At 34.2% G+C, this 17,438-nt stretch carries 15 protein-coding genes and 1 pseudogene; 13 read left to right on the plus strand and 3 right to left on the minus strand.

The window, feature by feature from the left end; all coding sequences use genetic code 11:
- Positions 1-3: 3 nt before the first annotated feature.
- From IEV35_RS08920 to IEV35_RS08945, 6 genes are all read left to right on the plus strand, one after another.
- Positions 4-987, plus strand: coding sequence for a FecCD family ABC transporter permease (locus tag IEV35_RS08920; RefSeq protein ID WP_188384367.1), 984 nt, complete (start codon positions 4-6; stop codon positions 985-987).
- Positions 977-1,747, plus strand: coding sequence for an ABC transporter ATP-binding protein (locus IEV35_RS08925; RefSeq protein ID WP_188384326.1), 771 nt, complete (start codon positions 977-979; stop codon positions 1,745-1,747). Before IEV35_RS08920 ends, IEV35_RS08925 begins: the two co-directional genes overlap by 11 nt.
- A 21-nt stretch (positions 1,748-1,768) precedes the next feature.
- Positions 1,769-2,542 (plus strand): class B sortase, encoded by a 774-nt coding sequence (gene srtB, locus IEV35_RS08930; RefSeq protein ID WP_188384327.1) that lies wholly within the window; start codon positions 1,769-1,771, stop codon positions 2,540-2,542.
- Positions 2,543-3,103: 561 nt separating this feature from the next.
- Complete coding sequence (locus tag IEV35_RS08935; RefSeq protein ID WP_188384328.1) at positions 3,104-5,380, plus strand: M20/M25/M40 family metallo-hydrolase; 2,277 nt, start codon at positions 3,104-3,106, stop codon at positions 5,378-5,380.
- Between the two features lie 52 nt (positions 5,381-5,432).
- Entirely contained in the window at positions 5,433-6,071 is a 639-nt protein-coding gene (locus IEV35_RS08940; protein ID WP_188384329.1) for a hypothetical protein, read from the plus strand.
- Between the two features lie 21 nt (positions 6,072-6,092).
- Positions 6,093-6,803 (plus strand): MOSC domain-containing protein, encoded by a 711-nt coding sequence (locus IEV35_RS08945; protein ID WP_229740693.1) that lies wholly within the window; start codon positions 6,093-6,095, stop codon positions 6,801-6,803.
- A gap of 30 nt (positions 6,804-6,833) precedes the next feature.
- Here the strand turns inward: IEV35_RS08945 and IEV35_RS08950 are convergent, their stop codons facing one another.
- Positions 6,834-7,685: an alpha/beta fold hydrolase gene (locus IEV35_RS08950; protein WP_188384330.1), complete on the minus strand. Its 852-nt coding sequence runs from the start codon at positions 7,683-7,685 to the stop codon at positions 6,834-6,836.
- Positions 7,686-7,872: 187 nt separating this feature from the next.
- Between IEV35_RS08950 and IEV35_RS08955 the strand changes: the two genes are divergently transcribed.
- Both IEV35_RS08955 and IEV35_RS08960 read left to right on the plus strand, forming a co-directional pair.
- Positions 7,873-9,009: a hypothetical protein gene (locus tag IEV35_RS08955; RefSeq protein WP_188384331.1), complete on the plus strand. Its 1,137-nt coding sequence runs from the start codon at positions 7,873-7,875 to the stop codon at positions 9,007-9,009.
- 129 nt (positions 9,010-9,138) lie between these two features.
- Entirely contained in the window at positions 9,139-10,299 is a 1,161-nt protein-coding gene (locus IEV35_RS08960) for a hypothetical protein (RefSeq protein ID WP_188384332.1), read from the plus strand.
- Between the two features lie 44 nt (positions 10,300-10,343).
- On the opposite strand, the gene IEV35_RS08965 is transcribed toward IEV35_RS08960, so the two are convergent.
- Positions 10,344-10,781, minus strand: coding sequence for a MarR family winged helix-turn-helix transcriptional regulator (locus IEV35_RS08965; RefSeq protein ID WP_308419777.1), 438 nt, complete (start codon positions 10,779-10,781; stop codon positions 10,344-10,346).
- Between the two features lie 132 nt (positions 10,782-10,913).
- On the opposite strand from IEV35_RS08965, the gene IEV35_RS08970 reads away from it, so the two are divergent.
- From IEV35_RS08970 to IEV35_RS08985, 4 genes and pseudogenes are all read left to right on the plus strand, one after another.
- Positions 10,914-11,414 carry a CarD family transcriptional regulator gene (locus IEV35_RS08970; RefSeq protein ID WP_188384334.1) on the plus strand — a complete coding sequence of 167 codons (501 nt, stop codon included), beginning with the start codon at positions 10,914-10,916 and terminating at the stop codon, positions 11,412-11,414.
- A gap of 161 nt (positions 11,415-11,575) precedes the next feature.
- Positions 11,576-12,802 (plus strand): annotated as a pseudogene (locus IEV35_RS08975) (MFS transporter).
- A 37-nt stretch (positions 12,803-12,839) separates the two neighbouring features.
- Positions 12,840-13,571 (plus strand): DUF3784 domain-containing protein, encoded by a 732-nt coding sequence (locus tag IEV35_RS08980; protein WP_188384335.1) that lies wholly within the window; start codon positions 12,840-12,842, stop codon positions 13,569-13,571.
- Positions 13,572-13,593: 22 nt separating this feature from the next.
- Entirely contained in the window at positions 13,594-14,430 is an 837-nt protein-coding gene (locus tag IEV35_RS08985; protein ID WP_188384336.1) for an SDR family oxidoreductase, read from the plus strand.
- Positions 14,431-14,535: 105 nt separating this feature from the next.
- Here IEV35_RS08985 and IEV35_RS08990 read toward each other — a convergent pair whose 3' ends face one another.
- Positions 14,536-16,002 (minus strand): multicopper oxidase family protein, encoded by a 1,467-nt coding sequence (locus IEV35_RS08990; protein ID WP_188384337.1) that lies wholly within the window; start codon positions 16,000-16,002, stop codon positions 14,536-14,538.
- Between the two features lie 199 nt (positions 16,003-16,201).
- Here IEV35_RS08990 and IEV35_RS08995 point away from each other — a divergent pair, with 199 nt between their 5' ends.
- The gene (locus IEV35_RS08995) at positions 16,202-17,332 is read left to right on the plus strand and encodes a TIGR04053 family radical SAM/SPASM domain-containing protein (RefSeq protein WP_188384338.1); all 1,131 of its coding nucleotides are present in this window, start codon (positions 16,202-16,204) and stop codon (positions 17,330-17,332) included.
- Positions 17,333-17,438: the final 106 nt, after the last annotated feature.

Consider the following 17,438-nt stretch of genomic DNA (forward strand, 5'->3'; position numbering starts at 1 on the left):
TCGATGGTAAAAAAGTTAGTAAGTTTTATAGTAGTTATTATTCTTTTAGTTGCAGTAACTTTATATTCTGCCATTTCAGGTAGTATTGAGATTACAGCTGGAGAATTAATAAAAGGTTTGTTCACAGGGACAAATGACAATGTTGAAATAATTAAAGATTTGCGATTCCCACGTATTATCATTGCATTATTTGCTGGTGCTACATTATCCGTATCTGGTGTTCTTTTACAAGCGGTTATGCGTAACCCTTTAGCTGAGCCAGGTATTATTGGTGTTTCATCAGGTGCTGGCTTCATGTCAATCATCATGATTACTTTCTTCCCTACATTATTTTTCTATACGCCTTTATTCTCCTTTATAGGTGGAGCAATTGCATTTTTACTCGTTTATATGTTTTCTTGGAAGTCTGGATTAAATCCATTACGAATGATTTTAATTGGTGTTGCCATTAATGCATTATTCACTGGATTAAGCGAATTTTTGAGCTCTTCGAATGGTAGTAGTATGATGTCAGGTGTTTCGGTAACTTCATCTACACTAACAATGAAAACGTGGAATGATGTTGAAATTATTGCTTTATACGGTACAATCGGACTAATCCTTTCATTCCTAGTTTTTGCATGGTGTAACCATCTAGGATTAAAAGACAAAACATTAAACAATCTCGGATTCCGTGTAAATCGTGCACGCTTTGTAATTTCCTTAATTGCCGTACTATTAGCATCGATTGCTACAGCTGTTGCCGGTATGTTTACGTTTGTTGGACTTTTAATACCTCATATTGGCCGAAGTCTAGTTGGAACAGATCATAAAGCACTTATACCGTTCTCGGCATTAGCTGGTGCATTGCTTATTATTACAGCCGATACGTTAGGAAGAACAATTGCTTCACCAATTGAAATTCCAGCATCGATTATTATGGCTATCATTGGTGGACCATTCCTCATATTCCTGCTTAGAAAGAGTGATCGTATTTATGGAAATTAACAATATCTCGTTTGCCTATCAGGATAAAATAAAACGACTACACGGTATTGATGCTCAAATTAATCAAGGCGAGATTACGACAATTATCGGTCCTAATGGATGTGGAAAATCAACATTATTAGGAATAATTACAAATAATTATCAGCCTCAAGAGGGACAAGTTATTCTTGATGGTAAAGTAATAAATAAATATAAACCAAAAGAATTAGCACAGAAATTAGGTGTCGTACATCAACAAAACACCGCACCATCTGACATGACAGTGGAGAAATTAGTTGAATACGGTCGTCTGCCATATAAAAATACATTTAGTCCAAAGACCGATGAAGATGAAGAAAAGGTTGAGTGGGCACTACGTCGGACTGGACTTTTGGATAGGAAAGATTCTAAAATAGATGCCTTATCCGGTGGACAACAACAACGGGCATGGATTGCTATGGCACTTGCTCAGGATACACCATTTTTATTTCTGGATGAACCAACATCCAATTTAGATATTTACTATCAATATGAAATATTAGACCTTGTTAAGCAATTATGTGATGAACATGGATTAACCATTGTGATGGTATTACATGATATCAATCAAGCAATCCAATATAGTCATCAAATTATTGCTATGAAACAAGGTAAGATAATTGAAAAAGGTAATCCGAAAGAAATCGTAACACCAAAACTAATCCATGACGTCTATGGAGTTAATGTAGTTGTGAAGAATGACGAAGATTTAGGAATGTATATTGTGCCAGTCGGAATTTAGTTGGTGGGAGGGACGCTTTTCATGAAATTCAAAAGAAATGGTTGGAAAAAAGTAGTAACAATAGGTTGTTTATTAGTTTTCCTCTTTGCAGCATATAATCTTGTTGAGATCGCAATGGAATATTATAAAAACCGGAAATCTTTGGAAGATGTACAAGAAACGTTTTATGCTTCAGCTGCAGAGAAAGGATCTGCAAATTTAACTGATAAAGCAAGTGACCTCCCAATTGTTCAAGAAGAATTTAAAGAGCTATTAGAGCAAAATGAAGAAGTCGTCGGCTGGATCAAAATTCCAGGTACAGAAATTGATTATCCGGTCTTACAAGCTGATAACAATACAGATTACCTAAATAAAGGATTCAACAAAGAATACTCCATCGCAGGAAGTATCTTTATGGATTATCGTAATACCATCGATTCGATGAAACAAAATACAGTCATTTATGGGCATCGAATGAAAGATGGTTCCATGTTTGATGACTTAATTAAATATAAAGATGAAGATTTCTTTGAAGAACATAAAACTTTCGAAATAAAAACATTATACGATACGTATGAAGCAGAAATCTTTGCTGTTTATATTACAACAACAGAGTTTAATTATATAGAGACTAACTTCGCGAGTGATGATGAATTTGCTAAATATCTCACTGAAATTCGTGAGCAATCCATGTATCAAACTGATGTTGAAGTTGATGAGGATGATCAAGTTCTTACATTATCTACTTGTGATTATTTGCTAGATCCGAACGAAGGCCGCATGGTGGTACAAGCGAAATTAGTGAAGAAGAATTAATATATAGCTAGATTTAGATTTCCCTTTCATTTTTCGAATGAAGGGGATTTTTAATGGGAAAAAGTATGAATTTCCCTTTCATAGTGACCTTGAACGGGAATACAGGCAGAAAAAGATATGTCTTTCCCTTTCATAGCGCAGATGAACAGGAATATAAGCAGAAAAAGAGCAGCATTTCCTTTTCATAGCGATGTTGAACGGCAAAATAAGCAGAAAAATAGTTGCTTTTCCCTTTCATAGCGCAGATGAACAGGAAAATAAGTAGATAAAGAGTAGCAATTCCCTTTCATAAGCGAAGTTGAACGAGAAAATAACAAGAAAAAGAGATGAAATTCCCTTTCATGCCACAGTTGAAAGAAATTTTTAAGTTTCCTTTGTCATTCAACTATTAAATGAATTTTCCCCCAAAGAGACATACTAGCCCACTTTTTAAAAACAAACACCAATCATTAAACTTAATATGATTCCAGTATTCATTGATAGGATTCCTGCCAAGTTATATACTATATAGAGAAGTTTCTTAATATTTAATAAAATAATTGTGAGCTGGGAGTCGTATTGATGAAAAAACAATTAAAATTAAAGCATTCCATTATCTATCCGCTAGTACTATTGTTTATCTTTTTCCTTGCTATCTATATTGGCCTTACACCATTTAACCCACCAAAAATAAAGGATAATAGTGAATCAGAAGTCTCCATAGAAAGTGTATGGGGGTATTTAGAAAACATCGCCCAAGAACCACATCCAGTCGGTTCGATTGAACACGCAAGAGTAAGAGAATATTTAGTTGATACATTAGAAGAGATGGGCTACCCAGTAGAATTACAAGATACTCTTGCTTATAAGCCTGAAATAGCCAGGGCAACCCAAGTCCAAAATATTTTAACAAGATTAGAAGGAACAGATGCTACTGGGACGATTATGTTAGCGGCACATTATGACACAGTCTTCAATAGTCCAGGTGCTAGTGATGATGGATATGGGGTTGCTGCATTATTAGAAGTAGCACGTTTACTCCAAGATAAGTCTCCTAAAAATGATATTATTTTCCTAATCACGGATGCAGAAGAACAATGGTTATTTGGTGCGCGTGCTTTTGTAGAGGAACATCCATGGGCAAAAGAAGTTGATGTTGTCTTTAACTTTGAGGCAAGAGGAAATACCGGTTCTACTGTCATGTTTGAAACAAGTAAAGGAAACTATCAGTTAATCAAAGAGTTTCATAAGGCAACTAGTTCACCAGCATCGAACTCATTCTTAAAAGAAGTGTATGATGTGATGCCGAATGGAACGGATTTAACGGAGTTTATGAATTTTGGAATGCAAGGGTTGAACTTTGCGAGTGCCCAAGGGTTAAACGCTTATCATACAACTATTGATAGTTTAGATTTTGTAAATAAAGATACACTCCTACACCATGCAACCTATGCTTATGAATTAGCAACACATTTTGGCAATATTGATTTAAATAAAATTGAAAATCAATCAGATAAAAATGCCGTATATTTTAACTTGTTTGGACATACATTAATTTCTTATTCAGAAAGTATGGTTATCCCCTTACTTATTATTTCGTTACTAGGCCTAATATTAACCATTTATCATGGGATTCGTAAGAAACAATTAAAAATAACAAGCATCTTAATCGGATTCCTATTACTCTTAGTTTCATTAGCACTAACTTTTAGTATTTCGTTATTCATCTATAAACTAATTGATCAAGCAACTCAGGAAGTTAGTTGGCTGCTAATTAATGATCAACAAATTGCTAGTATCTTTTTAATTGGTTTTCTACTAATTACTACTGCAATATTGATCTTATTCATTAGTATAGTACAACGAAAGATAGGTACGTATTCGATTGTGATTGGTACTATGATTTGCTGGTTTCTCTTAGCCGTTGCTACTAGTTTTCTATTAACAGGAGCCAGCTACTTATTTGTATGGCCATTAATCTTTAGTTTAATAGGGATAAATCTCGTATTTTGGAAAACGGACAAATGGTCAAATGAAAAGTATGCGATACTATATTCCGTGTTTTTGATTCCAGGAATTGTTTTGTTTACGTTCCTTGTCAATGCATTATATCTTGCTCTAACTATAACTGTCGTACATATTGTGATGGCTGTTGCTACATTGAGTCTTATGTTGTTTGTACCTGTCTTTACGAGATTAATTGGTAGTTGGAAGTATGCATTCGGATTATTAGTAATTGGAATTAGCATATTAACCTACGAATCAATAACTTTGGAGGCAACAAGTGAACATCCAACTAGTAATGAAGTGTATTACCTAGCAGATGGGGATTCACAAAAAGCTATATGGGGAACGAAATCAAAACCGGATGCTTATACAGGCCAGTTTGTCGATGGGGAAGCCGAAAAGGGTAACTCTAACACTCTTCCAATATATACGTTTCTTCAAGACCTGTATGTTACAGAGGCACCTTATTATGAAATAAATTTACCAGAATCTAATATAACTACAGATGATACTGTTAATGGCTGGAGAACACTTACATTTGACCTGTCCACACCTAATGCAGCAGCAATAGAGTTTGTTACAAAAAATCATGTCACAGTTAAAGAGATGAAGGTAAATGACACACTTATACAAAGCAATCCAACTCAATATACAATGCAAAATCCATTGTTTTTGGAGTTAATTGGAATGGGTGAAAGTATGACGCTAGAAGTTACAGTGAAAGAAGGTCAAAAACTAGAGTTTTATGTAATTAGTAAAAGTTTTGAACTACCTGGTGACTATGAAGAAAGACCATCTAACATGACTACTTATGGAGATCAGTATTGGATTTCTAGAACCTTCCAATATTAAATAGCTTTGTATGTGCATTGAGAAGTATAAATAGTAGGAGGAAAGAAGAATCATGGCAACTAATAAGGGAAAATTTACGGAATTAAATGTAGAAAAGCTAAATATTGTCGATAAAGACGGTACGATCAAAATGACATTATTTAATAAGGAAAATATTCCACCATTGATTATGGATGGCAAAGATATATTACCAGGCCATAGACAAAGTGACCCAATTTCTGGGATTATGTTTTATAATGGTATTGGCGAGGAATGTGGTGGACTCATATTTGGGAGTGAAGTTGATGAGGAAGGTAATGTGTTTACTGGAGGTTCATTAACGTTTGATCAATATAAACAGGACCAAGTTGTCCAAATGCATTTCTCCGAGGACAAAGGAGAGAGTGTTTATGGTTTTTCGATTTATGATCGTCCGAAAGTTTCATTGTCCCAACTAGTTGAGAAGCAAGCAACTATAGAAAAATCCAATCTAAGTGAAGAAGTGAAAAGTGAAGAAATAGATAAACTGTATGAAGGAAATGCTCAACGTGCTTTTATGGGGAAAGATAAAGAAGGAAATGTAAAGGTACAGCTAATGGATTCAAAAGGTACTCCACGAATACGAATGGTTGTGGATAACAATGATGTGCCAAGAATGGAATTTTTAAATGAAAAAGGGGAAGTTATGTATAAACTGCCGCCTGAGAATTAATTTATCAAAGGAGAAGTCTAATTGAATACACCATTTGTTCAAAAATTATTTGTAGGCAAAGTGAAAAAAGTCGGCAATCCTAATGCAACAAAGTCAATGGAAAAAGAATGGGAATCTGGCATGTTTAAAGAGGGAACGAAAGAAAAGGTTTGGTTGTCTACTACTGGTCTTGTTGGGGATGAGGTAGCAGATAAGAAAAATCATGGTGGACCAGAAAAGGCGCTTTTTACCTATACGGTAGACCATTATGATTATTGGCAAAATAAGCAAGAAATAGAAGCCATGCATGCTGGTGGATTCGGTGAGAACTTAGCTGTTAAATTCATGGAAGAAAGTTCTGTTTGTATTGGTGATACATATCAGCTTGGAGAAGCGGTAATTCAAGTTTCCCAGCCGAGAAGACCGTGTTGGAAACCAGCTCGTCGATTTAAAACAATGGACCTTGCATTGAGAATTCAAGATTCAGGACGAACAGGCTGGTATTTCCGAGTATTAAAAGAAGGGTATATACAAAAAGACCTGGAATTTACATTAATAGAGCGTCCATATCCTGAATGGACAATTGCTAATTGTAATGAAGTCATGTACGTAAAAAAAGATGACCTTGAGCTAAATGAGAACTTAGCCTCGTGTCATCTATTAGCAGAAAACTGGAAACAAACATTAATGAAACGATTAGCAGGTAAGGAGTCAACAGGTGAAAATCGGGTTTTTGGTCCGAATAAACAGTAAATAAGAAACTGCACGTAATTGTGCGGTTTCTTATTTTTTAATCGCTTCAACTTCTGATTGGAAAAACTGTTCAACTAATAAATTGATTTCATCGGGCTTTTCAATCACTGTCCAATGACCACAGTCTTCCAATGGATGTAATTGTGCATGAGGAATAAATTTAATTAATAACTCTTCAATTATGGTAGGGCTTAAAATATCATGACTTCCTTGTGCAATAAGGATTGGAATATTTGCTAGCTGTTCTACATGACTAGTTAAATCATAATTTTTCTCAATGTCCTCTACCATGACATGATTCACCGTATGGTTCATGATTGTTTTACTCTTTTTTAATAAATTATTCTTGTCAAATACATAGTAAGGGTCTAATATATCTAACAAATCATCCGTAGATGCATGACCTTTATTTGCTTTTCTATCTGTGGAAACGAGTTTTATTTTGTCTTTAATCGATATTTTCTTTAATAATTCCTTCTTAAACATATTAAATCCTTTATTGTTTATACCAATTGCTGCGGTAAGAAACAGCTTATTTACTCTCTCTGGGAAGCTAGCTGCATAAGAAAGTGCGAGCATACTGCCCCATGATTCTCCAAATATATTAATCTTCTCTAGTTGTAGTTCTTTCCGCAAAGATTCTAGTGTATTTATTTCTTCCTCGATGGAGTAGTTATTCCCTGGTAAAGGATCTGAACTACCGCAGCCACGTTGATCATACAAGATTAACTGAAAATGTTTTGCTAGAGGTAGTATATGTGGTAAGAAAAAACGGTGCTCACTACCTGGGCCTCCGTGTAGAAAAATAATCGGTTCCCCATACCCAATAATATTAATAAACAGATGGTGACCTTCAATCATTATATGTTTTGCCCTTGTCATGTTTATCACTCCAATAATAGTCATTTTTCTGCTTACGAAAAGTCTTTTGTTTTATAAAATATGTTAAACTTATATAAAGACTTTATAGAAAATTCTGTATTAAATATACATAAAAAAACGATAATGATCCACAATCAATTATCTCAAGAAATGGAGTGGAGGAAAATTGAAAGAGAGACGCCAATTTTTGACTGATCAATACCACTTTATAGCTGAAATGATGTTTATTTCCATCGTTGTCCTCATTCCAATTCATTATTATTACGACTGGATATGGGGATGGAATACCTTTCTTCCAACAATCCCTTTATGTTTGATATTTTACTGGCTTGAAGTAAAAGGAGTAGAATACAAACAATATTACTTTATCGTTCCATTCCTATTTATGACCTATCTTTTATTGAAGTTTACAATATTTATAAGCTTGATTTTGTCAGTGCTCATTATATGGAGATATTTACGTATTAGGCAATTATTAGTTAGTGGCCGAGAATCACTTTACATATTTATTACGGGAGTGGCTTCTTTATTAGCTTATTTTCTAACTAAAGAAACAATGTCTATCATTTTTTTCTTTTTCCAATTATTAATTGTTATTTTTGGATTTATGTATAGTCATGTAGCGGTAATAGAGAAGAAAAAAGAAAGTTGGTTTGCTTTTCGATTTAGTTTAAATTTACTCTCGTTTCTCATTGTGGGAGGGTTAATTGCATATTGGATTAGCACCCAATCCTATCTTTTATCAGCATGGAATAAAGTCGAATACACTCTCTTGTCCTTAGTTGGAAGAGTTACTTATCTATTTCAGTTCCTCGAGAATTTTTTTAGTGAAATGATAGGTGAAGGGGATTCGGAGATTACGCTAATTGAGCAACCAAAGTTTGAAGAAGATGGATTTAACTTAATTTCTCTTTTTGCAATGTCGTATTTTATTATAGGTTTAATCATTGCAATTATTTGTGTTTTTATTTTAATGAAGATTTTAAAAAGGGATCCATCCTCCCATGAAGGTACTGGTGGTAGAGGAGTGATCGGATTCTTAACAAATAATTTGACTACTACTTCCAACTTTCTAAAGCGGTTCAAATATAGAAGAATTGGAGTGAAACATCCTGTCAGAAAGCTAGTCCACGAATTTGAAAGGAAGGCAATTAAAAATAAGGTTGGTAGGAAAAAGTCTGAAACGTTAAGAGAGTGGTTTACAAGAATTGGGTTGCAAGTAGATGTAAATACTTATCAAAAAGTAAGATATGGAAAAATGGACGTAACAGAACAAGAAATAAATCAATTAAAGATGGAGCTCAATCGATACAAAGATAATTAGTAAAAGTGAAAAGTTAATAGGCAGTGTTTTAAAGTCTGATTATTTAAATACTTATTGGACTTAGTAGAAAATTCCCATTATAATTGATGTATTTATACATAAAAACCAAAGAAATTGGGGTTGTTATAGATGGGGGAAAGAAGACAATTTATTTCTGATCAATACCACTTTCTTAGTGAAATGATTTTTATTTCAATAATTATGATTGTTCCAATTCACTTTTCTTATAATTGGATACCAGTTTGGAATACATTAATACCGGCAATTCCCTTATGTGGTCTATTTATATGGTTGGAAATAAAGGGAATTGAATATAAATATTATTATTGGATAACACCGTTTTTATTTTGTGGATACATTTTACTAGAATTTCCTATCTTACTCAGCTTTCTTCTTTCCTTAATTATTATATGGAGATATTTACGGATACGGCAATTACTTATTGTCGGGCGTGAGACAAGGTATACATTTATGTCGACATTATTTTCATTGGCTGTGTATGCATTAACAAATAATATATATGCAATTTTACTTTTCAGTCTACTACTATTTACCTTAATTTTAGGTTATATATTCAGTCATATCGCAGTACTGGATGATAAAAGAAGACGTATGTCTTCATCTATATATACTATCGGTTTGACGATATGTTTATTTTGTGGTGGAGTAGTGGCATTTCTCATTACTAGTCAGGATTTTTTTAGTAGAGCGATAGATCAAATCATTTATTTTTTCCTAACGATTGTTGGTCGATTTACATACCTTTTGCAATTTGTTACACAGTACGACCAAGGGGATTTTTTAGAAGAACAAGTAGAATTGGGGCATATGGAAAAATTGTTTAGTGAGGGTAGTTCTGGAATAACTTCCATTTTGGGTATGTTACTAATCGGCTTCTTAATTTTTTTAGCTATTTCTTGTGTTGTTATTTTGTTTATTGTAATAAGGCGAGATCCAGCTACACATGAAGGTATTGGTAGAAGAGGGATGCTAGGTAAACTGACCGATGGACTTCAAGTGTATTCTAAAATGGTAAAAAAGATGATTACTTCAAGAAATGAGAATAAGCACCCTGTTAGGAAAATGGTTCATGATTTTGAAAGACAAGCTTATAAACAAAAGATTGGTAGGAAAAAATCTGAAACAATTAATGAATGGTTCAAACGCATCGGGATACAAGTAAATGTGGATATCTATCAAAAAGTACGATATGGAAGTATGGATGTTACCGAACAAGAAATAGAAACATTACGAATGGAAATCGAGAAGTTCCATGAAACAATTAATTGAATGGGGTAGCCAACAGTACATTTTCTGTTGGCTATAATAATTTCTCATATTCCCCAATCAGCTTTTAAGATTTGTTTAAATATATCTAGATTGTCGTTTCCTATCTTGGCTGCAATTTTTTGTTCAATAGTTGCTTTTAATGCCTCGTTTTTTCTATAGCATTCTTCCCCTAATGGCGTTAATCGAATGAATTTATTCTTTTTGTTATGTGCAACATAAAATGTTTCTACTATTCCTTTAGATTCTAAACTTTTTATTAGTTTATGAGTTGCTTGTCTAGTAATATCTACTTTATTTGTAATGTATGAAATAGGTACTTCCTTTTTAACAATTATAGAAATAATAAACCATTCTGAATTCGATAAGTATATATCTGAACTATTATTCCAAAGTGTTTGAGTAAGCTTACGTAATTGCAAATGTCTTTCACTAATGGAGTCAATTAGATCAAGAATTTGAAATGATTCTTCCAAAGGTTTCACTCCCGTAAATATATTCGTCATAACTATATTAAATATATAAGCTAATTGTCAACTAAGTTGACGTTAGAGAGAATTAAGTGTACAATAGATATTGTAAACTAAGTTGACGATTTAAAAATGGAGGCATAGTCAATGTTTAAAGTTGGAGAATTAATTGTTCATGAGGAACATGGTGTCTGTAAGATTGATGATATTTGTGATAAAGAATTTGGAGGTAAAATTCGTACGTACTATGAATTACATCCAATTGATAATACTGACTTAAAAATCTCTATGCCAATTAATAATGACAAAGTCGTAATGATTCGATTAGTAGATAAAGAGGAAGCAAAGGAAGTTCTTCAAACATTTAATGAACCAGGGATTGAATGGATTAGTGATGTAAAAATACGAAATAAGGAATATAATAATATTATTAGAAGTGCAAATCGGACAGACATTTCAAAAGTAGTGAATACATTAATGAAAAAGAAACATGAAGCTAGTGTTGACCGAAAATCATTTGCAGAACAAGACAAGAAATTATTGAAAAAAACACAACAAATTTTATTTGAGGAATTAGCTTTGGCGTTAGATACGACATTCGAAGACATTGATGATCAAATTAAACAAATGTTAAATATTGCTAGTTAAATAGTTTTAGGAGATAGGCTAACCTTAATTGGTTAGCTTTTTTATTTTGGTTAAAATAAGATGATTAAGCTATTAATTGGGAATTTTCTTGCAATTAACTTTAAATCATATTAAACTATCGAATATTAATACTTCATTAAGTAGAGAAGAGAGGCGTTTGAATGAATAGAAAAATTCATTATGCATGGGTAATCATAGTTGATATTTTTCTAGCATTTTTAGCAGTACAAGGTGCACGGCTAGCTTTTGGAGCTTTTATGGAACCTTGGGAGAGGGACCTTTCTATCACTCGAGGAACAACATCATTAATTTCTACAATCAGTTTTATTATTTATGGAATAACCCAGCCCATAATTGGTAGATTAGTTGATAATTATGGGGCAAGAGTAATCCTATCCATTAGTACATTGTTGGTAGGTATTTGTTTTTTTGCCATCACCTTTATTACTTAGTTATGGCAATTGTTTCTCCTGTATTCGATTGTATCTGTTGGAGATGGTGGAGCATCTAATGTCGTCGGGACGGTTTTAGTTGTTCATTGGTTTACAAAAAAACGTGGACTTGCTTTAGGTATATTAGAGGCAGGTTTTGGTTTTGGACAGATGCTACTAGTTCCTGGATCATTACTATTGATTCAGTATTTTGATTGGAGAATTGCAAATCTTGCTTTAGGACTTTTATTAATTGTTATCGTGTTTCCAATTGTTCTTCTTGCATTAATAAATCATCCAAAAGACAAAGGGCTTCTTCCTATTGGTGGTATACCAGAACAAACAGACGACAAGGATGCGACGGAAAATAATAAGAATACATCGATGTGGATCGTATTTCGGATGCGCAAATTTTGGTTTCTTTTATTACCATTTGCGATTTGTGGGTTTACTACAACCGGTTTAATTGACACACATTTAATTCCTTATTCAAGTCATCATGGACATGCTACAATAGTAACAAGTACAGCGGTAAGTGTGTTAGCAGCCTTTAATATTATTGGAATTTTATTATCTGGTGTAATTGTTGATAAATGGAGTAGTAGAAAATTATTAATCTTCTTATACATAACAAGAGCTCTATCATTTGGAATGTTAATCTATGCTCAGAATACTGAACTATTAATTACATTTTCAGTCATATTTGGACTTGTAGATTTTGCGACTGTTGCACCTACGCAAATGTTAGCAACACAATATTTTAAATATTATTCTATTGGTTTTATTGTTGGATGTTTATCGTTAGCACACCAAATCGGATCTGCCCTAGGAGCGTTTATACCGGGGGTAGTGTATACATTATACGGTAGTTATACTATAGCTTTGTACATTTCAATTGTTATATTAGTATTGGCAGCAATTATGCATTTTTTAATTCCAGAACCAGCAAAAGTATAAATTTAGCTATGTAAATAAAGTTAAGAGGTGTTCGTGAATGTCAAAAGGTATGATAATATACGCTATTGTAATGGGATGGACACTTATTATCTATGGCGGAATAACGTATCTAATTGTAAAGAAAAAAGAGTTAAGTCTCATCTCTGGTTTCTCTAATCGGCCAAAAGACGAACAAGAATATTTAAAAGAAAATGGTTATATTGACGTGTTGGGGAAAATTATGCTTTATTCTTTTTACATGCTACTATTAGCTACTATCCTACCCATCTTAAAGGTGCCATACGGGATGGAGATTGGGTTTGGGTTATTTACTATTTTCTTATTAGGTGGATTAATGTATTTACAAAAGTTTGAAGTACCATCCAAACGGAAGAAGATGTTATGGATCCTAGGAATTACTAATGTAATTATTATTGGGTTCATTGGATGGTTAACATTAAGTGGTAGTTCCGAGAACGAAATTTACATAGAAGATGACACTTTTGTTATTTCTGGAATGTATGGGATAGAGTGGCCTCTTAATCAAATAGAGGAGGTAAGAATCTTAGAAGAATTACCGAATGTAAAGCTTAGAAAGAATGGCTTTTCAACCGGGAACATAAAAAAAGGTATGTATAAGTTGGAAGAGCCCTATGGAAACGGTAGACTTTTTATTAAAGGGGAAAGTGGACCATACCTGTACATAGCAATAAAGGATGACTATGTCATATTTAACCGGGATAGTGAAGAAGAAGTAAATAAATGGTTCGAAAAATTAATGAAAAAATAATAAGCTTAATGAGGAGAATCAGATGAAAGTTGCATTTGTTACCGGTGCTAATAGTGGGTTTGGAAAACTGATTACGATTGAATTAATTAAGTCAGGATTTACAGTTATTGCAGCAATGAGAAATACTACGAAACAGACTGCATTAGTCGATACGGTAAAAAGGTTAAAGATGGAAGATAAATTAGAAGTAATAGAGATGGATGTTACCGATGAAGAGCAAATACAAAGTACGGTAGATGAAGTAAAAACTCGTTATAGCCATATCGATGTGTTAGTTAATAATGCAGGTTATTCGCAAGGTGGATTCATTACAGATTTATCTGTTGAGGATTGGGAAAGCCAATATAACACAAATATAATGGGAGTTATTCGTACTACAAAATATTTATTACCTTTAATAAAAAAGGCTAAGAGAGGTCAAATCATTAATATAAGTAGTGTTAGCGGATTCTTTGGTTTTCCAGGAATGGGGCCATATTGCTCATCCAAATTTGCGTTAGAAGGTTTTAGCGAAAGCTTACGGCTAGAATTACTCTCTGAAAATATATATGTTTCGATGGTTGAAGCTGGCTCTTTTAAAACTGGTATTTGGGAAAAAGGACTAGAGATAGGTAAAGATATACTAGAAGAAGAGATTCTAAAGCGAAATGCCTTACAATTTGCGAAGCAAGCATACGAGAATGCCGGTGATCCTTATGAAGTAGCTAATTTGGTGCGGAGAATTACAGTTGCCAAGAAACCAAAGCTACGTTATCGTGTTGGGAAAGGGACAAGTAAGTTATGGTATGTGAAGAAATTTGTTCCTTGGTCTATTATTGAGAAGGTAGTTGTAATAAAATTAAATATGAAAAGAAAATAAAAAAGTGCTAGAAACCTATTATATTGGCTTCTAGCACTTCTTTTTTATTCGACAATATTCTATTCTTTTCGGGAAGTGTCAGACACCTTCTTAAAAAAGTTATTTTTATTTCACTTCGTATTGGCCCATCATGCCGGCGTCTTCATGTTCGAGGATGTGGCAGTGATACATGAAGATACCTATATGTTCAAATTTAGTAATAATGCGTATGGTTTCACCAGGGTGAACTAAGATAGTATCTTTCCAACCAGTTTCATTCTCTGCTGGTGGATTCCCATCACGGTCTAAGACTTGAAATTGCACACCATGTAGATGGAATGGGTGCGGCATTCCGCCTTGAGTACCTGTTCGTTGATTGGTCACAACCCAAATCTCGGTATCATTCAATTTTACTTCTTCATCTATGCGCGTCATATCCATTGTTTTATCGTTGATGGTTAATGTTGCTCCAACCCCAGCAAGCACCATATCTCTTGTAACGTTAGCTTGCTCGACATCATATCTATCAATTTTAGTTAATTGCTCTGGAATCTCATAGACTTCGGTACTTTCCTCAGATACGATTAACTCCATTAGCTCTACTGCACCTTCATCTGTAACAGTTCGGCTTAATTCAGAGCCACTATCAATGAGTTTAATTCTTTCTCCAGGTTTTAATTCTGAAAAATCAACTAAGATTTCAGCTCTTTCAGCTGGACTCATTTGTAATGAAGTCATCTCTACAGGCTTTTCTAAAAATCCGCCATCAGTAGCTATTTGATAAAACTTCTGGCCGTTAGATAATTCAAAGTGATATGTCCTACCGTTTGAGCCATTCAATAGGCGTAATCGTACCATTCCCTGCGGTACTTCTAGAAACGGATTTATTGCTCCATTGACAAGAAATGAACTACCATAAAGCCCCATCATAATATCATTCATTCCTGGCTCATATTTCATATTTCCATCTTTATCAATATTTTTGTCCTGTATGATTAGTGGAAAATCATTTACACCATATTCTTTCGGTATAGCTAAACTATCGGATACTTCGTCTTCAATAATAAACAACCCGGCAAGCCCTTCATATACTTGCTTAGCGGTTGATTGCATCATATGAGGATGATACCAAAGCGTTGCGGCAGGTTGTTCAATTGTAAATTCGGGTTCCCACGTATCCCCAGGCATAATCCCAGAATGTGGTCCACCATCATTTTCTCCATCCACACGGAGTCCGTGCCAGTGCAAGGTAGTCGGATCATCTAAACTATTTTTCATTTTTACTGCTACCTTTTCACCTTCACGCACTCGAATGACTGGCCCAAGAATATTTCCGTTATAGCCAAGTGTATCCGATTCAATTCCATCTAGTATTTCTGTTTTTCCTTTTTGGGCAGTTAGATGAAATTCAGCTCTATTTGGATCTGGGTCCTTGTCTTCCAATATCGGAGGAATAGGGAGAGGTTTTGATGAAACTACTGAATTAGTGTCATCCTTAGTCGATTCCTCATCTGATATTACATTCGTTAGCAACAAAATTACACCGATAATGGCGGCTACAATAATTGCTGCATATATATACCATTTCTTCATTATTATTAATCTCCAATCTTTTAAAACGTCTATCTTCTATAATACCGTGTAAATTAGTAGATTTCATGGATTTATTCTTAAAGTTTCATGACAATATATTCCTAGCAGCCATTTCTTCCTTTAAGTGTGAAGTTTGTCACACCTACGAATGTAATCATGTTTTAAAGTAAAAACGTCACCAGTATAGGGAGGGATTATTTTGTTTAATCGAGACTATAATGAAAATCCGTTTATTGTGATTTGGGAACTAACACGTGCATGTCAGCTTCATTGTTTACATTGTCGTGCAGAAGCACAGCACCATCGACATCCACTAGAGTTGACATTTGAAGAAGGTAAAAAATTAATAGATGATATATATGAAATGGATAATCCGATGCTTGTTTTTACCGGAGGAGATCCACTTGAACGTCCGGATGTATTTGATATTGCCAAATATGCAATTGAAAAAGGTATCCGTGTTTCGATGACACCATCAGCCACACCAAATGTAACGAAAGAAGCAATGCAAAAGGCAAAAGATATTGGGCTTGCTCGATGGGCATTTAGTATTGATGGACATTGTGCAGAGATTCATGACCATTTTCGTGGGACAACAGGTTCGTTTGACCTAACGATGAATGCCATTAAATATCTTCATGAATTAAATATGCCACTTCAAATTAATACGGTTATTTCTCGATATAATTATGAGTATCTCGATGAAATGGCAGCTATGGTAGAGGAGCTTGGTTGTGTCTTATGGAGTGTATTTTTCCTTGTTCCAACCGGAAGAGGAAAAGAATCGGATATGATTTCACCAGCAGAACATGAGAAAGTATTCCGATGGCTATACAAGCTTTCCAAACGTGTGCCATTTGATATTAAAACAACAGCAGGTCAGCATTATCGCCGTGTTGTCATTCAGCAGAAAATGCGTGAGAAAAAAGGAATGAGCGATAAGGAACATATATTTTATGAAGATGCAATTAATAAAGGAAAAACAGGTCAAATAGATGGATTAGGCCGTGCCCCTAAAGGTGTTAATGATGGGAATGGTTTTGTATTCATCTCTCATACTGGGGATGTTTACCCTAGTGGATTATTACCAATTAAGGCCGGAAATGTTCGAGTTACTCCATTACCAACAATTTATCGGGAATCAGAAGTATTCCAAAACTTAAGGAACCCTGATAAATATAAAGGGAAGTGTGGAGTTTGTGAATTCCGTCATGTATGTGGTGGCTCACGCTCAAGAGCTTACAATGTGACAGGAGATTATATGGAAAGTGAACCATATTGTGTGTATATCCCTAGAGCATTACGTGAAAAGGGGAAATTAACGGTTTAACCTGAAGATAATATGGAATATAGAACCAGCCAATGATTTACTTGGCTGGTGTTTTTCTATTGTATAAATAAAGAAAAGGATTACTCAAGGGGAAAATCCGCTTGAG

This window comes from Ornithinibacillus halotolerans (genome assembly GCF_014637405.1).
Lineage (GTDB): Bacteria > Bacillota > Bacilli > Bacillales > Amphibacillaceae > Ornithinibacillus > Ornithinibacillus halotolerans.

Coding starts and splice junctions, on each gene's coding strand:
- IEV35_RS08920 (WP_188384367.1), top strand. CDS start 4: ATGGTAAAAAAGTTAGTAAGTTTTATAGTAGTTATTATTCTTTTAGTT.
- IEV35_RS08925 (WP_188384326.1), top strand. CDS start 977: ATGGAAATTAACAATATCTCGTTTGCCTATCAGGATAAAATAAAACGA.
- srtB (WP_188384327.1), top strand. CDS start 1,769: ATGAAATTCAAAAGAAATGGTTGGAAAAAAGTAGTAACAATAGGTTGT.
- IEV35_RS08935 (WP_188384328.1), top strand. CDS start 3,104: ATGAAAAAACAATTAAAATTAAAGCATTCCATTATCTATCCGCTAGTA.
- IEV35_RS08940 (WP_188384329.1), top strand. CDS start 5,433: ATGGCAACTAATAAGGGAAAATTTACGGAATTAAATGTAGAAAAGCTA.
- IEV35_RS08950 (WP_188384330.1), bottom strand. CDS start 7,685: ATGACAAGGGCAAAACATATAATGATTGAAGGTCACCATCTGTTTATT.
- IEV35_RS08960 (WP_188384332.1), top strand. CDS start 9,139: ATGGGGGAAAGAAGACAATTTATTTCTGATCAATACCACTTTCTTAGT.
- IEV35_RS08970 (WP_188384334.1), top strand. CDS start 10,914: ATGTTTAAAGTTGGAGAATTAATTGTTCATGAGGAACATGGTGTCTGT.
- IEV35_RS08980 (WP_188384335.1), top strand. CDS start 12,840: ATGTCAAAAGGTATGATAATATACGCTATTGTAATGGGATGGACACTT.
- IEV35_RS08985 (WP_188384336.1), top strand. CDS start 13,594: ATGAAAGTTGCATTTGTTACCGGTGCTAATAGTGGGTTTGGAAAACTG.
- IEV35_RS08990 (WP_188384337.1), bottom strand. CDS start 16,002: ATGAAGAAATGGTATATATATGCAGCAATTATTGTAGCCGCCATTATC.